Annotated in this window: 8 protein-coding genes and 1 pseudogene; 5 read left to right on the top strand and 4 right to left on the bottom strand. The window is 67.7% G+C overall.

Annotated features, from left to right (window positions below):
* The first annotated feature begins 11 nt into the window (after window positions 1-11).
* The 5 genes from mreD to ACFVKT_RS17640 all read left to right on the top strand — a co-directional run bounded on the left by mreD (window position 12) and on the right by ACFVKT_RS17640 (window position 8184).
* Window positions 12-683 (top strand): rod shape-determining protein MreD, encoded by a 672-nt coding sequence (gene mreD, locus ACFVKT_RS17660; protein ID WP_385732370.1) that lies wholly within the window; start codon window positions 12-14, stop codon window positions 681-683.
* A 98-nt stretch (window positions 684-781) separates the two neighbouring features.
* Window positions 782-3058 (top strand): penicillin-binding protein 2, encoded by a 2277-nt coding sequence (gene mrdA, locus ACFVKT_RS17655; RefSeq protein WP_385732368.1) that lies wholly within the window; start codon window positions 782-784, stop codon window positions 3056-3058.
* A complete protein-coding gene (gene rodA, locus ACFVKT_RS17650) occupies window positions 3055-4254 on the top strand; it encodes a rod shape-determining protein RodA (RefSeq protein ID WP_385732366.1) in 1200 nt (399 codons plus the stop codon). Before mrdA ends, rodA begins: the two co-directional genes overlap by 4 nt.
* 126 nt (window positions 4255-4380) lie before the next feature.
* On the top strand, window positions 4381-5910 hold the full coding sequence (locus ACFVKT_RS17645) for a CHAD domain-containing protein (protein WP_385732364.1): 1530 nt from the start codon (window positions 4381-4383) through the stop codon (window positions 5908-5910).
* Window positions 5911-6234: 324 nt separating this feature from the next.
* Entirely contained in the window at window positions 6235-8184 is a 1950-nt protein-coding gene (locus ACFVKT_RS17640; protein WP_385732362.1) for a TIGR03960 family B12-binding radical SAM protein, read from the top strand.
* A 309-nt stretch (window positions 8185-8493) separates the two neighbouring features.
* Here ACFVKT_RS17640 and ACFVKT_RS17635 read toward each other — a convergent pair.
* The 4 genes and pseudogenes from ACFVKT_RS17635 to ACFVKT_RS17620 all read right to left on the bottom strand — a co-directional run.
* Window positions 8494-9159 (bottom strand): annotated as a pseudogene (locus ACFVKT_RS17635) (transposase family protein); the annotation flags it as partial.
* 755 nt (window positions 9160-9914) lie between these two features.
* On the bottom strand, window positions 9915-15230 hold the full coding sequence (locus tag ACFVKT_RS17630; RefSeq protein WP_385732360.1) for a DUF6531 domain-containing protein: 5316 nt from the start codon (window positions 15228-15230) through the stop codon (window positions 9915-9917).
* Window positions 15231-16214: 984 nt separating this feature from the next.
* On the bottom strand, window positions 16215-17225 hold the full coding sequence (locus tag ACFVKT_RS17625; RefSeq protein ID WP_385732358.1) for an IS481 family transposase: 1011 nt from the start codon (window positions 17223-17225) through the stop codon (window positions 16215-16217).
* Window positions 17222-18400, bottom strand: coding sequence for a Cmx/CmrA family chloramphenicol efflux MFS transporter (locus ACFVKT_RS17620; protein WP_385732356.1), 1179 nt, complete (start codon window positions 18398-18400; stop codon window positions 17222-17224). The genes ACFVKT_RS17625 and ACFVKT_RS17620 overlap by 4 nt, the downstream gene beginning before the upstream one ends.
* Window positions 18401-18554: the final 154 nt, after the last annotated feature.

The following is an 18554-nucleotide window of genomic DNA, read 5'->3' as shown; positions in this document are numbered from 1 at the left end:
GCCGAATCCCCATGCGTTTCAACCGGATGCTGCTCTCCACCACCCTGGTGATCGTCGCCCTGGTGATCCAGGTGAGCGTCCTCGCCCGGCTCCACCTCCCGGGCGCCGTCCCCGACCTGCTGCTGCTGACCGTGCTGGCCCTCGCCATGGTCTACGGCCATGTCGGCGGCGCCCTCGTCGGCTTCGGCGCCGGCCTGCTCGCCGACCTCGCCCCGCCCGCCGACCACGCGGCCGGCCGCTACGCGCTCGTGCTGTGCATCATCGGCTACCTGGCCGGGCTGGTGAAGCCCGACAACGGCCAGCTCAAGTCCGCGACCGGACCGATGGCCGTGGTCGTCGCCGCCGCGATCGGATCCACCCTGCTGTACGCCGGAGTCGGCGCCCTCGTCGGCGACACCTCCGCCCGCCATGTGGGCCTCTCCGGCCTGCTGTTCAGCGCCGCCCTGTACGACCTGCTGCTCGCCCCCTTCGTGGTCCCGGGGCTGATGGCCCTGGCCAGACGCGCCGAGAACGACCCGCTCGCCGAGACCAACTCGGGCGGCAAGTCGGCCGACGTCGCCGCGGGCTGGCTGTCCTCGGGCACCGGGCTGCGCATCGGCAGCCAGCGCGGCGGACTCAGAGTGAAGGCCGCCAAGGCGCGGGTCGCCCGGGCGGGACGCATCAAGGGGGTCAAGCGGCTTTGAGCGCACATCAGTTGGTGGCCCGGTCGATGGCCTGGTCACACAGGTTCACCGTGTACTCGTATGACTCGTACGCACACTGAGAGGGGGAGGCAGCAGCAGTGACCAACATCCCCGAGACCGGTCGGACCCCAAGGGTCCAGATCCGACTCGTCGTCATCCAGATTCTCGTACTCTCCCTCCTCGGCACCCTCGGCGGACGCCTCTGGTATCTCCAGATCCGCAACGGCGACGAGTACGCCAAGGAGGCCTCCGGCAACCACGTCCAGCAGGTCGTCTCTCCCGCCGTACGCGGCTCGATCCTCGACGCCCGCGGGGTGCCGATCGCCGACAACGAGACCCGGCTCGTGGTCTCCGCCTCGCGCACCGACCTGCTGAAGATGAAGGACGACGGCGAGGCCGTCCTCACCAAGCTCGCCGGCGTCCTGGGCATGAAGCCCCAGGAGGTCATGGAGAAGGTCCGCCTCTGCGACGCCGAGACGCCGCAGCCGTGCTGGAACGGCTCGCCCTACCAGCCGATCCCCATCACCGACGAGGCCACCGCCCGGCAGGCCCTGCAGATCCGCGAGCGCTCCGAGGACTTCCCCGGCATCAGCGCCGAGCCCGAGGCCGTACGCCGCTACGCAGCCCCCGGCGGGGCCAACACCGCCCAGGTGCTCGGCTATCTCTCGCCCGTCACCGACGACGAGATCACCAAGGCCGAGGACACCGACTCGCCGTATCTGCGCTCCGACCAGGTGGGCCGCTCGGGCCTCGAGCGCCAGTACGACCAGGAGCTGCGCGGCAAGGCGGGCGTCACCCGCTACGAGGTCGACAACCTCGGCCGTGTCATCGGCCAGGCCGAGAGCGACGCCGCCCAGCCCGGTTCGAACGTCGTCACCAGCATCGACGCCCGCGTGCAGAGCGTCGCCGAGTACGAGCTCAACGAGGCGATGAAGGTCGCCCGTACCCAGTTCGACAAGAACACCGGCGAGAACTACAAGGCGGACTCCGGGGCCGTCGTGGTGATGGAGGCCAAGACCGGCCGTGTCGTCGCCATGGCGTCCAACCCGACGTACGACCCGAACGCCTGGGTCGGCGGCATCTCCGGCAAGGACTACGCCCAGCTCACCGGCAAGAACTCCAACTATCCGCTGCTCAACCGCGCGATCCAGGGCCAGTCGGCCCCCGGCTCGATCTTCAAGGTCGTCCCCACGGCCGCCGCCATAAACGCCGGCTACTCCTTCAACGGCCCCTACGAGTGCTCCAGTTCGTACTCCATCGGCGGCCAGACCTTCAAGAACTTCGAGTCCAAGGGCTACGGACCGATCAGCCTCGGCCAGGCCCTGGAGGTCTCCTGCGACACCGTCTTCTACCGCCTCTCGCACGAGGAGTGGAAGAAGGACGGCGGCATCGACCCGAAGAAGAACCCAAACGACTGGTTCTACAAGACGGCCCACCAGTTCGGCCTCGGCGCGGAGACCGGCATCGACCTCCCGAACGAGGTCACCGGGCGCATCCCCGACCGTCAGTGGAAGGAAAGCTACTGGGAGGCCAACAAGGACTCCTGGTGCAAGTACGGCAAGAAGGGCGGCACGTACGCCGAGCAGATCGCGTACGAGAACTGCCTCGAAGGCAACAAGATGCGCGCCGGTGACTCCGTCAACTACTCCATCGGCCAGGGCGACACCCTCGTCACCCCGATCCAGATGGCCGCGATCTACGGAGCGATCTCCAACGGCGGCACGCTGTACGAGCCCACCGTCGGCAAGGCCATCGTCAGCGCCGACGGCAAGAGCGTCGAGGAGATCGAGCCGAAGGCGAACGGCAAGCTGCCGATGACCTCGAAGACGCGCGACGAAATAGACGAAGCCCTCGCGGGAGTCGCGACCCGCGGTACGGCCGCCTGGCGCTTCGGCGGCTGGCCGCAGGACGAGATCGCGATGCACGCCAAGACGGGTACGGCCGAGGTCTACGGCAAGCAGACGACCTCGTGGTTCGCCACGTACACCAAGGACTACACGGTCGTCATGACCATCTCCCAGGGTGGTACGGGTTCCGGCGCCTCGGGCCCCGCCGTGCGCAACATCTACAACGCGCTCTACGGCGTCTCCGAGGACGGCAAGATCGACAGCAAGAAGGCGCTGCTGCCCACCCCGCAGAAGAGCCTGCCGAAGATCCAGACCGACGGTTCGATCGACGCCCCGAAGATCGAGAAGTACGACCCGAAGAAGGAGCAGGCGAGCGAGACCGAGGCGCTCGGCGGGATCGACGGACAGCTCCCGGGCGCGACGGTCTCCACGCCGTCGGCGGAGAACCGTGACACCCGACGGCGCAGAGCCCGAGGCCGCGGGTGTGGCAGGCGCAGGACGACCGGGAATCGGAGACTGCTCACATGACCGGCGCGAACAACTTCTCCGTCTCCGGGTACGGACCCGAACGCGGCAGCCTCTCGCGGCTGTTCGCGCGCGACTCGCTGGCCCGCCGGCTCGACTGGCCGATACTCTTTTCGGCCCTCGCGCTCTCGGTCATCGGCTCAGCCCTCGTCTACTCGGCGACCCGCAACCGCACCGAGATCAACCAGGGCGACCCGTACTACTTCCTCATCCGCCACCTCATGAACACCGGCATCGGCTTCGGCCTGATGGTCGGCACGGTCTGGCTCGGCCACCGCACCCTGCGCACGGCCGTCCCGATCCTGTACGGCCTCTCGGTCGCCCTGATCCTCGCGGTGCTGACCCCGCTGGGCGCCACGGTCAACGGCGCCCACGCGTGGATCGTGCTCGGCGGCGGCTTCTCGCTCCAGCCCTCGGAGTTCGTGAAGATCACGATCATCCTGGGTATGGCGATGCTGCTCGCCGCCCGGGTCGACGCGGGCGACAAGCCCTACCCCGACCACCGCACGGTCCTCCAGGCGCTCGGCCTGGCCACCGTGCCGATGATGGTCGTCATGCTGATGCCCGACCTGGGCTCGGTCATGGTCATGGTCATCATCGTCCTTGGCGTGCTGCTCGCCTCCGGCGCCTCCAACCGCTGGGTGTTCGGGCTGCTCGGCGCGGGCGCGCTCGGGGCGATCGCGGTCTGGCAGCTCAAGATCCTCGACGAGTACCAGATCAACCGCTTCGCCGCCTTCGCCAACCCCGAGCTCGACCCGGCAGGCGTCGGCTACAACACCAACCAGGCGCGTATCGCCATCGGTTCCGGCGGCCTCTTCGGCACCGGCCTCGGCAAGGGCTCGCAGACCACCGGCCAGTTCGTCCCCGAACAGCAGACGGACTTCGTCTTCACCGTCGCGGGCGAGGAACTCGGCTTCGTGGGCGCCGGACTGATCCTGGTGCTCCTCGGCGTCATCCTGTGGCGCGCCTGCCGAATCGCCCGCGAGACGACCGAGCTGTACGGCACGATCGTCGCCGCCGGCATCATCGCCTGGTTCGCCTTCCAGTCCTTCGAGAACATCGGCATGACCCTCGGCATCATGCCGGTCGCGGGGCTCCCACTGCCCTTTGTGTCGTACGGCGGCTCATCCATGTTCGCCGTGTGGGTAGCTGTGGGGCTGTTGCAGTCGATCAGGGTGCAGCGACCGATGTCGGCGTAGGTGACGTTCCGGTGTCGCCTCCGGGAACGCGAGGCGACACCGGAAACAACGGCAAATGTGGCTCAGATAACAACTCCGCATACAAGGGGGATGCCCCTGGGCCGCGATCGCGTCTAGATTCGGTCTATGGCGGACACAAAGCGCGAGATCGAGCGGAAATACGAAGGTCCCGCGGCCAAGGGTGACGCGGGTCTGCCGGAACTGACGGGCGTCGCGGGGGTCGCATCCGTCATCGACAAGGGCGTCGCCGAACTCGACGCCACCTATTACGACACGGCCGACCAACGGCTCGCGGCCGCCTCCCTCACGCTGCGCCGCCGCACCGGTGGCGACGACGCCGGCTGGCACCTCAAACTCCCCGTCTCCGAAGGCGTACGCGACGAGATCCAGGCTCCGCTCTCCGACGACCTGCCCCACGAGCTGACCGGCCTCGTCCGCTCCCGGGTGCGCGACGCCGAGCTCGTCCCCCTCGTACGGCTGCGCTCGGCCCGCGACATCCGCCACCTCGTCGACGACTCCGGAACCCTGCTCGCCGAGGTCAGCCTCGACCGGGTGCGCGCCGAGCGGCTCAGCGGCGGCAAGGGCACCGCCGAGTGGACCGAGATCGAGGTGGAGCTCGCGGACGACGGCGACCCCGCCTTCCTCGACAAGGTCGAGAAGAAGCTCCGCAAGGCCGGCCTGGCCCGCTCCTCGTCGGCCTCCAAGCTGGCGAAGGCGCTGGGGGAGACCGCGCCGAAGGCCAAGGGCAAGAAGAAGCCCGGGGCACCCGCCGCCGAGAAGGAGCCCGTCAGCGCGGGCGACCACGTCCTCGCCTACGTCTGCGCCCAGCGCGACGCGATCATCGAGCTGGACCCGGCCGTCCGGCGCGACCTCCACGACTCCGTGCACAGCATGCGGGTCGCCACCCGCCGGATGCGCAGCACGTTCCGCTCGTACGGCAAGATCCTCGACCGCGCCGTCACCGACCCGATCGGCGACGAACTGAAGTGGCTGGCAGGCGAGTTGGGCGTCGACCGCGACCAGGAGGTGCTCACCGAGCGGCTGACGCAGGCCCTCGACGAGCTGCCGCGCAACCTTGTCTCCGGGCCCGTCCCGGCCCGTCTGAACACCTGGTCGGATGCCCGCCGCGGTGGCTCCCGGCAGCGGCTGATCGACGTACTGGACGGCAAGCGCTACCTCGACCTGCTGATCGCGCTCGACGCGCTCGTCGCGGATCCGCCGCTGCTCAAAGCGGCGGAGGGCGATCCGTCGACGGTGCTCGCGAAGGCCGTACGCAAGGACTTCAAGAAGGTCTCCGACCTGATCGCGGAGGCCCTCGACCGCCCTTCCGGCGCCGACCGCGACTTCGCGATGCACGAGGCCCGCAAGAAGGCCAAGCGCACGCGGTACGCGGCCGAGGCCGCCGCCCCCGCCCTGGGCAAACCGGCCGCCGACCTGGTCAAGTCGATGAAGTCCCTGCAGAGCCTGCTCGGCGACCACCAGGACAGCGTGATGGCCCGCGAGGCGCTTCTCGAACTGGGAGCCGAGGCGTACGCGGCCGGCGAGAGCGCCTTCACGTACGGGGTGCTGTACGGGAGGGAGGAGCTGCGGGCGGCTGAGGCCGAGGCGGCGCTGCCGGAGGCCTGGGCGAAGATCGGGGAACGGGCCGCGGTCTGATCACGTACGCGGGTGCGGTCGGGCGCTGGATCGGGAGGCGGTCCGCAAGGGGGACAGGACGGTGGATCGGCGGGCGGTCCGCACGGTGGGGAGCAGGGTGGTGGATTGGCGGGCGGTCCGCACGGGGGACAGGGTGGTGGATTGGCGGGCGCTCCGCACGGGGGACAGGGCGGTGGATCGACGGGCGGTCCGCACGGTGGGGGTCAGGGTGGTGGAACGGCGGTGCGAGGGGTCCCTCGGGCCGCGTTAGGCTGGATGGTCACCCGTGTGACTCACCCTGTCAGCTCGCCCTGTCCGCCCCCTCAGCTCACGAAGGTTCGCCAGATGCCAGCCGAATCGGTCTTCCCGCAGCTCGAAGCTCTGCTCCCGCATGTGCAGAAGCCGATCCAGTACGTCGGCGGAGAACTCAACTCCACGGTCAAGCCCTGGGACGCCTGCGACGTCCGCTGGGCGCTCATGTACCCCGACGCGTACGAGGTGGGGCTGCCCAACCAGGGCGTCATGATCCTCTACGAGGTACTGAACGAGCGCGAGGGCGTGCTCGCCGAGCGCACCTACAGCGTGTGGCCGGACCTCGAGGAGCTGATGCGGGAGCACAAGGTCCCGCAGTTCACGGTGGACAGCCACCGGCCGGTGAAGGCCTTCGACGTCTTCGGCCTGTCCTTCTCCACGGAGCTGGGCTACACGAACATGCTGACGGCGCTGGACCTGGCCGGCATCCCGCTGGAGTCGAAGGACCGCACGCTCGACGACCCGATCGTCCTCGCCGGCGGCCACGCGGCCTTCAATCCCGAGCCGATCGCCGACTTCATCGACGCGGTGATCATCGGCGACGGCGAGCAGGCCGTGCTCGACATGACGGACATCATCCGCGCCTGGAAGGCGGAGGGCAGGCCCGGCGGCCGCGAGGAGGTGCTGTTCCGCCTCGCCAAGACGGGATCGGTGTACATCCCGGCGTTCTACGACGTCGAGTACCTCGCCGACGGACGGATCGCGCGCGTCGTACCGAACAAGTCGGGCGTCCCGTGGCGGATCAGCAAGCACACGGTCATGGACCTCGACGAGTGGCCCTACCCCAAGCAGCCCCTCGTCCCGCTCGCGGAGACGGTCCACGAGCGCATGTCGGTGGAGATCTTCCGCGGCTGCACGCGTGGCTGCCGGTTCTGCCAGGCGGGCATGATCACCCGCCCGGTGCGCGAGCGCTCGATCACGGGCATCGGCGACATGGTGGAGAAGGGCCTGAAGGCAACGGGCTTCGAGGAGGTGGGCCTCCTCTCGCTCTCCTCCGCGGACCACTCGGAGATCGCCGACATCGCGAAGGGCCTGGCGGACCGGTACGAGGAGGACAAGATCGGCCTCTCGCTCCCCTCCACCCGCGTGGACGCCTTCAATGTGGACCTGGCGAACGAGCTGACGCGCAACGGCCGCCGCTCGGGCCTGACCTTCGCCCCCGAGGGCGGCTCGGAGCGCATGCGCAAGGTCATCAACAAGATGGTCTCGGAAGAGGACCTGATCCGGACGGTGTCGACCGCCTACGGCAACGGCTGGCGCCAGGTGAAGCTGTACTTCATGTGCGGCCTGCCGACGGAGACCGACGAGGACGTCCTGCAGATCGCCGACATGGCGATGAACGTCATCGCCGAGGGCCGCAAGGTCTCCGGCCAGAACGACATCCGCTGCACGGTGTCCATCGGCGGCTTCGTCCCGAAGCCCCACACCCCGTTCCAGTGGGCCCCGCAGCTCTCCGCCGCGGAGACGGACGCCCGCCTCACCAAGCTCCGCGACAAGATCCGCGGCGACAAGAAGTACGGCCGCTCCATCGGCTTCCGCTACCACGACGGCAAGCCCGGCATCGTCGAGGGCCTGCTCTCCCGCGGCGACCGCCGTATCGGCGCCGTGATCCGCGCGGTCTACGAGGACGGCGGCCGCTTCGACGGCTGGCGCGAGCACTTCTCCTACGACCGCTGGATGGCCTGCGCCGAGAAGACCCTCCCCGCCTTCGGCGTGGACATCGACTGGTACACCACCCGCGAGCGCACCTACGAGGAAGTCCTCCCCTGGGACCACCTCGACTCCGGCCTCGACAAGGACTGGCTCTGGGAGGACTGGCAGGACTCCCTCGACGAGACAGAGGTCGAGGACTGCCGGTGGACGCCTTGCTTCGACTGCGGGGTGTGCCCTGCCATGGACACGACAATTCAGATCGGACCGACGGGGAAGAAGCTGCTGCCGCTGACGGTCAAGGGCGCTGCGAGCGGCGGACACGCTCACTGACGTGCGTGAGGGGTTGCGGCGCGTCGTAGGGGCCATCGGGGACGGTAGCGAGGAAGAGGTGGCTGTTGTCCTGAGGGTGCTTGGCGCTCGGAGTGAGCGGCGGGGGATCGTGCGGGAGGTGCCGAGAACGCCTCAGCCGCTGTCTGGACACTCTTCTAGTGTCCACTCTGAGGTGGAGTGGGTCTGAGGGGCTGACAGCCCGGGAGCGGACCGTACGGGTTCGGCCGTTGCCTGAGTGAGTGGCTCCTCCCGACTCGCGGGGTGGGCTCTGGTTTCCTAGCGTGGCGTAGTCCGCTGCGGAGGAGGCAGCCAGGACTTCAGTCGTGCGACGCCGCGCTCGACAGGTGCCAGCGCCGCGGACAGCGCGCGGTTGACGGTCTGCTGGGTGGGTGTGAGGTCGCGGCCTGGCAGGCGTCTGAGGGGTGTAATCACCCGCGGGCTGGCCCCCAGGTAGGTGCGGTCTGCGAGGACCGGGACGCCCTGGCGTTCACAGATCCGGATGATCCAATGGGTCCCGGCTCGCGGTCAGGTCGTGAGCACAACCGGGCAGGACAGGCGAGATCCACAGCAGCCGACCCGTCGGGTCGGTCACCACCTGCACGTTCACCCCGTGCCGACGCTGTTTGTGGGAGAAGTCGGCCCGGCTGCCGCCGACCCGGTCGCACCCCGCGAGAGTGCCGTCCAGCAGGATGTAGTCGGGGTCGGCTTCGCGCAGGGAACGAAGAAGTCTGGGCGCGCGGTCGGCGAGCAAGGCGATGACGGCTGCCGTGCAGGCGTGGGCGGTACCGACGGAGACACCGAAGCCGGCCGCGAGCTGCGCGCGGGTGTCGTGCCGCCGCAGGTACACCAGGCCGACCAGGGCGCGCTGGTGCGGCGGGAGCTTGCAGCGCGGTCACCCTCCCGGGTGATGATGAGCATGGTGACCCACTGGACCAGGGCGTAAGGCAGGTCGAGTGCGGCAGGGTAGGCAACCAACAAGGCTCCTGCGCGAATGAGTTGAGACGTTGAACACCTCAGTCAACGGCACGGAGTCTTGTGTGCTGCGGTCACCGCTCCCGTTACCTGACCGGGTGCTTGGGCGCTGGAGGACATTCGCCTGGCTGGGACGGTGTCGCCGGCAGTCAAAGAACTACGAGGACCTGCGCGTCTGTTCAGAGAATGCCAAATAGCTTTCCATGGCCACGCTTCTCGTGCGTCGCCTAGCAAGACCAGCCCGCTGACGGGCCTTTCAGACCCCTCTCGCGCGAAGGCCGATGTGAACTTCACCGACAAGTAGGACAGGCCCGACTACCCTCGCGTAGGTTCGCGATACTCCTCGGGCTCTTGGGGATCCAGAACTCGCTCTCCACTTCTCTGCCGACTTCTCGTGATCTGCCCTCAAACCAACGGTGGCAGCCACCGGCTTCGGCGGCTGCCACCGCTCTCTGATGTTCCCCTGTGATCAGCTTCGTAGCACCGGGCGGGCCCTGCACCATCCCGCAGGAAGCGGGACACGTCAGCTGAGTTCTATACCTCGTTCCCGCAGAATCCGCAGAGCTTCCTCCATGCAGGCTTCTGGAGACGCGGCGTCAACGCGAATCGGAGCAGCGTTCAGGAAGCTACCAGTTACCACGAACGTCCATTTTTGGGCATCAGGCTCGCGTCGCTCACCGTCTACCTTCATCATGGCGACGAGACCGCGGCGCCCCAGGGAAGCGAGCACGCCGAGAAGGCGCATCTCGGATTCGGGGTCAGAATCCACGGAGAGCCCTCGCTATCTCTTCCACACTGGACAGCCCGCCCGTGGCGACGCTGCTGATGACTCTGCGGATCTCACCTGATGATGGTCCCGGAATAATCACGTTTCGATCCAGCAATTCCTCTACCACCGCTTGCGCGGTGCGCTTGTTGCCGTTGTCGAACATGTGCGAGCCAGCAATGTCGCGGATGTAGACGGCTGCCTTCTCCCAAAGACTATGGTAGCGACTGGCATTGATGGCCGTGCTCTCCGGGGAACCATGCAGCAGCACCCCACCTCCGAAACGTGCATTGAAGGCATAGATCTCGCCCGAGGCCACGGTCCTTTTGATGCCGTCGAGCCCCAGTCGACCAGCCGCCCACTCTCCGCCTCCGATCGGGAACGGCAACATACTGCCGTACAGGCCGACGTTGTACGCCGGCGGGCAGGTGATCTGGGCTCCGCTGAGGGAGCTGAACAAGCCGAGGGTCAGCCCGTCGACGACGCCGAGGCCTGCCTGGCCCGCGGCCTCGATCGCTCCCTTGGTCACGTTGTCGGAGAGGTTCTTCGCCGACTGGACCGCCGGGGGCTTCGTTGCGGTTTCGCGGTCCTCCTTCGCGCAGTTGTTGTTCCAGCCCCAGTTGCCCGAGAACAGGTCCTTCATCTGCGTGGTGACGCTGCACAGGCCGCTCGGATCGACGCGGCTGGTGGGCATGTTCTCCACGTAGGCGTACGGCTGCGTGTAGGGCGTGTCCGTGTCGGGGGTGAGCGGGTCGGGGCGGGTGAAGCGGCCCGTGGCCGTGTCGTACTGGCGGGCCCGCAGGTCGAGGTAGCTGGTCGTCGTGTCGAAGTAGGCGCCTGCGTAGGAGGGGGCGGAGTCCGGGGCGCCGGTGGCTAGGGTGCTGCGGACCCGGGTGCCGAAGGGATCGTAGGTCCATCGCTGGTGGACCGTGCCGGTGCTGCCGGTGACGTCGAGGGGCGAGCCCAAGGCGTCGTGGGTATAGGTGAACACCTTGCCGGCGCCGGTCTTGGCGGAGGCGACCTGGCCGAGCGGGTCATAACGGTAGGACTGCTGGACCGCCCCGGCGCCGTCGTACTCGGTGGCCAAGACCGGCAGCGGGGCGTTGGGGTCCCACTCGGTGCGCTTGGTCAGGGCGCCGGCCTGGCTGGTGGTGACCAGGTTGCCCTCGGCGTCGTGCTGGTAGGCGTAAGCAATACCGCCGACATTGGCGGCGGACATCTGCCTGGCCAGGTCGTAGGTGTAGGTGTTGGCCCCGGCCTTGGTCTGGTTGCCCTCACCGTCGTAGCCGTAGTCGGTGGTCGTGGCGCCGGTGGTCGACGATATGAGTTGGTCGGCTGCGTCGTAGCTGTAGCTGGTGTTCCTCGTGCCCAGCGTCGCGGAGAGCCGGTTACCCGTCTTGTCGTAGCTGTAGGTGGTGGTACGAGTGTCAGCGCAGCCGCTGACCGCCTGTTGGGGGAAGCAGCCGGCGGTGATGCGCCCGGCATTGTCGTAAGTGAGGTCGTAGCCGCCTGCGGCCACTCCGGTGCGAGTGGTGTCGATGCGGGTGGGCTGCCCGGCAGCCGACAGGGTGAGGGCGGTCTTGGTGATCACCGCTCCGGCCTTCGTGGAGGCGACGGACGTCAATCGGCCAGCAGTGTCGTAGGCACGGTCCTCGATGAGGGTGTTGGGGAGTGTGGTGCGAGTGAGGTTTCCCTCGGGGTTGTAGGCGTAGTTGGTGGCGGTGGAGTCGGCGACCATGGTGGCGGTGCGGCCGTCGGCGTCGTAGGTGTTGGTGATGGTGTTGCCGTCGGCGTACTTGCGGGTGAGCATCTGGCCGGCGGCGTCGTACGTGTAGGAAAAGCCGCGGGTCTTGGTGAGCTGTCCGGCGCTGTTGTAGACGAAGTCCTCGGAGAGGACGCCGTTGTTGCGCAGCGTCAGCTGCCCGGCCGCGTCGTACTGGTAGGTGACGTCCGGCGTGGAGTCGGAGTAGTCGACCTTGGTCAGCAGGCCTCGGGCGTCCCAGGTCTGGCTGGTGGACCCCCGGGGCGTGGTCTCCTTGGTGCGGTTTCCGTCAGCGTCGTAGGCGTATGAGGTCTTGCGGCCGAGCGGGTCGGTGACCGAAGTCAGCTGCTGGGCGGCGTCGTAGCCGTAGTCGGTGACGTGCTCGTTGGGGTCCGTGCGCCGGGTGAGGTTGCCGGACGGGTCGTATCCGTAGGAGGTCTTGCCGCCGTCAGGCGCGGTCACCGAGGCGAGTTGGCCGAGGGCGTCGTAGTCGTAGGCGACAGTGCGCTGCGCCGGGTCGGTTTCGGAGGTGACATTGCCGAGCGCGTCGTAGGCCCTCTTCGCAACATCACCCAAGGGGTCCGTCAGGCTGTTCGGGTTGCCAGCGGCGTCGTAGCCGGTGGTCCAGGTGTACTTCGCCGGGTCGGCACCGGAGACATTGCCGCGGGCGCTGACCATCTTCACTTGACGGCCGTCGCCGTCGTAGGCGTACGTCGTCTTGTAGCCGAGCGGTGTGGTTACCGAGGTGCGGTTGCCCGCAGTGTTGTACCCGTAGGTCGTGACCTTGCCCAGCGGGTCGGTCTCCGTCAGGAGCAGGTCGGCGGTTGTGTAGGTGTACTTGGTGACCTTGCTCAGCGGGTCGGTGACCTGGGCGACGTTGCCGTTGGCGTCGTAGGCGGTGGTCGTGGCGCGACCCAGTGGGTCGGTGAGCTTGAGGGGCCGGTCGAAGGCGTCGTACGTGGTGCTGGTCGCGGCGCCTGTCGGGTCGACGGTCTTGATGAGGTTGCCGTTGTCGTCGTATCCGTACGTGGTGGTGTACTTCGCCGCATCGGCACCGGCGACGTTGCCACGCGGCGTCGTCATCGATGAGAGGCGGCCGGCACCGTCGTAGCCGTAGGTTGTCCGGCCACCGGTTTCGTCCACGGCAGCCGTCTGGTTGCCTCGGGCGTCGTACTCCGTGGTGGTGTACTTGCCGTCAGGGCCGGTGACCTTGGTCGGCTGGTTCGACTTGTTGTACTCGTACGCGGTGACCTGGCCCAGAGCGTCGGTGACAGTCTTCACGTTGCCGTTGGCGTCGTAGCCGTATGCGGTGGTCTGGCGCTCCGGATCTGTGACCTTCCACAGGCGCCCTTGGGCGTCGTACTCGTAGCTCGTGGTGTACTCGGCGGGGTTGGCCCCCTCCACGTTTCCCCGCGGATCCGTCTCGGTTTTCAACCGGTGGGCGGCGTCATACGCGTAGGTCGTCTTGCTGCCTTCCGGTGTGGTTACCGAATCCACGAGCCCTGCGCCGGTGTAGCTGTAGCGGGTAACGCCACCACCTGGCGCGGTCTCCGTCTCTACCTGTCCGCCGACTGTGTGGGTGTACGCCGTGGCGCCTGCCGGACCCGTGATGGCCTTTACTCGGTCGCCGCTGCCGTCGTACTCATACGACGTGCTGTAACCACGGCCGTTCGTCACGGACTTGATGCGGTCGGAGGTGTCGAAGACGAACTTCTCCGTCACCCCGCCCGCCACCTGGGAGGCGATATTGCCCCGGGCGTCGAACGTCCGCGAGAACTTGTTGGAGTTGGAGTCGTACTCCGTCGTGGGGTTGAGGTTCTGGTCGTAGGTCCGGTCGGTACCGCCGCCCTCCGGACGGTAGCTGCGCATGAGGACGCCGGCCTCGTAGATGTCCGTCCAGATGCCTCCCGCCGCGTCGGTCACATTCGACTCGCCTGAGCCGGCCGGTGCGTCCGCGGCGGGTTTCCAGGCGAAGCTGAACGTGCCGCCGTTGGCATCGATCTGGCGGAGGATGCGCCCCGTGGTCTCGTCGTAGGTGTTCTGGGTGACGGTGTTGCCTCTGGGGTCGACAACCGTGGCTAGCCGCCCGCCGGTGTACGTGTACCGGGTGACGCCATCGTCGGTGCCAGTAACTGTCGCCAACTGTCCGGCCTCGTAGCCATACGCCACCTTGCGGCCGTCAGAAAGCGTCACGGAGTTGAGTCGGCCCGTTGTCGCATCGACATCAAATGACGTGTCCCGACCGGCGGCATCAGTGATCTTCGTAAGCCTGGCGTCGGAATAGCTGAGCGCCAACCCTTGCCCGGCGCCGTCGAGCCAACCGGTCAACCGGCCCGAGGAGTTGAAGACGCGGCTCGTGTGATCGGCATTGGTCACCGTGAAGCCACTGCTCGTCTGGGTCAGCACGTAGCGAACCGGCTTGGGCGCCGTGAACGTACCGTCGCTCTGTTTGGCGAATGCGACCTTGGCGCCGTCTGGTTCGACCAAGGTCACGCTACTGGCGGCCACGGTCAAGCCGGATTCGTATGGCAGTTTCCATCCCTTGCCCAGCAGCCCGCCCGTATCGGTCGCGGCCGACGAGTGGGACCGGGAAAGGGTCAGAGGGAGGCCTTTGCCGGGCACGAGTGCGTCGGTGACGGTTTCTGTGACCGCGCCTGTGGCCGTGTTCACGGGGTCTGCGATGAGTGTCTGGAACCAGCAGGTGCACTGGCCTGACAGGCCCTCATTGATGCCAGGTGTGTAGACGGCCGGGGCAGCGGGAGAAGTGACCGCCGTGGTCCACTTGGTCGGCAGCCAGTACTCGCGGTAGGTCGGCTTCGTCTGATTCGGAACCTGGTAAAAGTGGTTGGTCATCTCCGTCGCGTAGGAGAGCTTTGCGTAGTAGGCCGTACCCGCCTTCCCCACGAGCAGCCCGTCGCGAAGTGACCAGACGCATGTCTTCGGCGCGCTCCCCACGACCCAGCTCATGCACAGACTGCTGGTCTCGGCGCTGGCGGCGGTGTCCCTGCTCGTCAGCCGGGTGGCCACCAGTTGGTTGTCCGACGCCCGGTACAGCTGCATACGCAGCATGACCGGCGGGATGCTGGACGTCTCCGTCCAGCCCGCTTCCACGTACCACGTCGTCCGTCCCGGCCGGTAGTTCGGGTAGACCTGCGGACTGACCGGTGCGTTGGCCTTCAACACCGTCGCCACCCCGGCGGGATCCAGCTGGGACTCGTCGTTGACGATGTACGTGGATCCCCAGAGGGCTCCCTCGAAGACCGGGTCGGCTGCGGCCGCAGCCGGAGCCGCCTCCGTGGAGAGCTTGAGCTCGCCTTCAGCGGTCAGAACCGAGTCACGGCTCTCGTCCGTAGCACTGCTCAGCGCCTTCTGCACCGGTTCGCTGTGTCGTAGAGCAGGGCGCGCCACCGCGAGCTGTTCATCTCGCTGGACCTGCGCCGCGCGCTGCTTGGCGGTCATCGCCTTCTCGGGCGTGAGGGGCTTCGGCTTGCCCTGGGCGGTCTGTGCGGTCGCCGCCGCCTCTATGGCTTTGGGTCGGATCGGCACTGCGATTGCGTGCGTTGCCTCCGTGGATATCAGCGCTACCACTACCGTCAGAACGGCAACAACACGTGCCATTCGCGTGCTCAGCACAGCAAGTTCCTCCCTCAGCCTGCGGTCACACAGGCTCCGTGATCAAGCAGTCATGCGATCTTGCCAGGACCATGCCAATCCGCACCTGGCCGTACACAGTGCGTGCACGTGAGGAAACTCACGGCAATCACTTTGGCCCCTTCGCGCGCATGTGCCTCTCTGATCAGCGCAGAGCTGATCCCCGCGCTGTCGAGCGTGATTCCTCGACGGCGTTCAAGGTTGGTGAGTGTGGACGATCATGACCGGGCTCACGATTTCCGCTTTCGCAGGGGGACGTGTGCGCTCAGCTCTCGCTCCTGGTGATCTGCTCGGCTGGCGGCGAGCCGATCGGCACATGGCGTGAGCTTTGCTTCGATGGGCGTTGAGCCGCGGCGGCATCTTTTCCCGCCGCGTGGAAGCAGGGCCGGATGGTGTGGATCAAGCGGTCGTCCTTGTGGATGACGTATGCCTGTGGCTGAGGTGCGAAAGCCCGTCAGGAGGCCGTCCTGGCCTTCGAGATCACCCGTAACGGTTTCGAGTGGGCGTCGTGCCTGCCATGGACACGACCATCCAAATCGGACTGACGGGGAAGAAGCTGCTGCCGCTGACGGTCAAGGGTGCTGCGGACGGCGGACACGCTCACTGACGTGCGTGAGAGGTTGCGGCGCGTCGTAGGGGCCATCGGGGACGGTAGCGAGGAAGAGGTGGCTGTTGTCCTGAGGGTGCTTGGCGCTCGGAGTGAGCGGCGGGGGATCGTGCGGGAGGTGCCGAGAACGCCTCTGCCGTCGCCTGGGGGCGCTTCCACTGTCCACTCCTGAGGTGGAGTGGGTCTGAGGGGCTGACGGGCCCAAGAGGGGGCCATACGAGGCTGGCCGTCGTGAGTGGCTGCTCTTGATTAGCGGGGTGGGGTCTGGCTTCCTAGCTGTTGCTGGCCATGACGTTGGTGACGCTCGCGTGGAGGCGTGAGGCTGGAGGACGGTTACCGGCGGCGGTGTGAGGCCGGTGGTAGTTGTAGTGGACGTTCCAGACCGCGATCGCCCGAGCTCGTTCTGCTTCAGAGGTCCACTGCCTGGCGTAGAGGAGTTCTTCGGCAAGGATGCGCTGGTAGCGCTCGACCTTGCCGTTGTGCCGGGGCGTGTAGGGCTTGATCCGCTGGTGGCGGGAGGCCCACGAGATCAGGGAGCGAACGAAGACTGCGGCGCGGTAGTTTGCGCCGTTGTCGGTGACCACGCGCACGACCCGGTGAATGCCGTGGGCCGCGGAGAACGCGCGGGCGCGGCTGAGGAACGCCACGGTGGTGGCGGCCTTCTCGTCGGGAAGGGGCTCGGTGTAGGCCAAGCGGGAGAATCCGTCGACGGCAGAGTGCAGGTAGACGTACCCGCTCTTGGCGCCAGCGGTCTTCGCGCGCTGTGCGGCCCTGGCCTGCGAGGAGCCCCGTCCGTGGGCCCGCCACCCGCCGCCGTCAGGGATCCGTCCGACCTTCTTGACGTCCAGGTGGACCATGTGGCCCGGGTAGCGGGCCACGATCCGTTTCCACGGGCGCCTGTTGGCCGAGCCGTCGGGGTCGAGGAACCGGCGGTGGTTGATGCCCAGGCGCGCCAGCCACCGGCCTACGGTGCGTTCGCTGATCCGCACTCCCTGACCTGCGAGTTCGAGGGTGATCCGGCGGGCGGACCACTTGTTGTCCCGCCGCAGCTGCTCGATGCGTTCGACGACATCGGGTGGGGTCTGGGTCGGTGAGGATCGCGGGACGCTTGGGCGGTCCTGCAGCCCGAGTTCGCCGTGCGTGTCGTACCGGTTCTTCCACTTGGACAGGCAGGCGCGGGAGACACCGGCCTCGGCGGCGACGTGCGCGATCGGACGGGTGCGGCAGCGCTCCACGAGCCTTCGGCGTCCCTCGATGTTCAAGGGGGCGTTCGCGTGTGTCACCGGAGCACCTCGGTGCTCCGGCCGGCCGTGAGGGCGGTGAGGAGGGGGAACGCGATGAGCAGCGCGACCGCAACGAGGAGTCCGCTTGCCCAGAGAGGCCCGAGGTCCCCGGCTTCGGTGCTGAGGGTGGCCGCAGCGATGACGGGGCCGACGGCGGCGCCCACGTTGAGCGCCGCGGTCGCATACGAGCCGGCCATGGTGGGGGCTTCCGCGGCCTCGTAGAGGACCTGCGTAATCAGCGTGCTGCCCAGCGCGAACGACAGTGCGCCCTGCACGAATACGAGGATGAACAGGGCGACCGGCTCGTTGGCCAGCATCGCGAGGGTCGGCCAGCCGATGAGCAGCAGCGGGCCGCCGACCGCGATGACCGGACCGGGACGCCGGTCGGACAACCGGCCAGCGACGGTGACGCCCACGAAGGAACCCGCGCCGAAGAGCACCAGAGCGACAGAGATCCACAACTCGCCCAGCCCGGCGCTGTCGGTCACCACGGGGGCGAGGAAGGTGAGGCTTCCGAAAGTTGCCGCGTTCACCAGCGCGCCGAGCAGCATCACCAGAATCAACCGCTGCCGTGTGAGCTGGGCCAGCTCCGCTCGCAACGCTGGCCTGCCAGTCGCCTCATCCTCATCACGTCCTGCTGGGATTCCCTTCAGGATGCCGAGAGCTGCCGGCAGGCAGAGAGCGGCGACAGCCCAGAATGTGGCCCGCCAGCCGAGCAACGCGCCGAGCACCGAGCCGCCAGGGACACCGGCGATCGTGGCCACCGTCGTGCCTGACAGCAGCACGGCCAGCGCACGTCCTTTCCTGTCGGGTGGAACCAGCGTGGCCGCAGCCGTCAGAGCGACGGCAAGGAACCCTGCGTTCGCAAGCGCGGCGACGATCCGGGTGGCGAACAGGACCGGGAAGCTCGTGGTCATGGCGCCCACGGCATGAGCTGCCGCGAAAACGAGGACGAACCCGAGAAGGCTGGCGCGCCTGGGCCAGTTGCGGGCAAGCGCGGCCACAAGCGGGGCGCCGACGATCATGCCGACCGCGAAGGCCGAGGTGAGCGTTCCGGCTGTCCCGACGGTGACGTCGAGGTCTGAGGCGATGTCCGGCAAGAGGCCGGCGAGCATGAACTCCGAGGTGCCCATGGCGAAAACCGCCATGGCAAGCAGGTACAGCGGGAGAGGCATCGAGTGGCTCCGAGGTGAGGAGAAGCACGAGAAGGTCATCTCGTCACCGCGGCCAGCCCCAAGGGCACACTCGCCCGGCCGCAGAATGCGGCGCGACGACAGGGCTACGAGCTCAGTGGTTCAGGGGGCTGACGGCGTGACAGAAAGCCCCCAC

Origin of the sequence: Streptomyces sp. NPDC127595 (assembly GCF_042671685.1) — a bacterium.
Classification (GTDB): domain Bacteria; phylum Actinomycetota; class Actinomycetes; order Streptomycetales; family Streptomycetaceae; genus Streptomyces.
This window is presented reverse-complemented; position numbering and strand designations above follow the sequence as displayed.

Excerpts from the sequence above, each read along its gene's own strand:
- ACFVKT_RS17620 (WP_385732356.1), bottom strand. The coding sequence starts at position 18,400 with ATGCCTCTCCCGCTGTACCTGCTTGCCATGGCGGTTTTCGCCATGGGC.
- ACFVKT_RS17645 (WP_385732364.1), top strand. The coding sequence starts at position 4,381 with ATGGCGGACACAAAGCGCGAGATCGAGCGGAAATACGAAGGTCCCGCG.
- mreD (WP_385732370.1), top strand. The coding sequence starts at position 12 with ATGCGTTTCAACCGGATGCTGCTCTCCACCACCCTGGTGATCGTCGCC.
- rodA (WP_385732366.1), top strand. The coding sequence starts at position 3,055 with ATGACCGGCGCGAACAACTTCTCCGTCTCCGGGTACGGACCCGAACGC.
- ACFVKT_RS17640 (WP_385732362.1), top strand. The coding sequence starts at position 6,235 with ATGCCAGCCGAATCGGTCTTCCCGCAGCTCGAAGCTCTGCTCCCGCAT.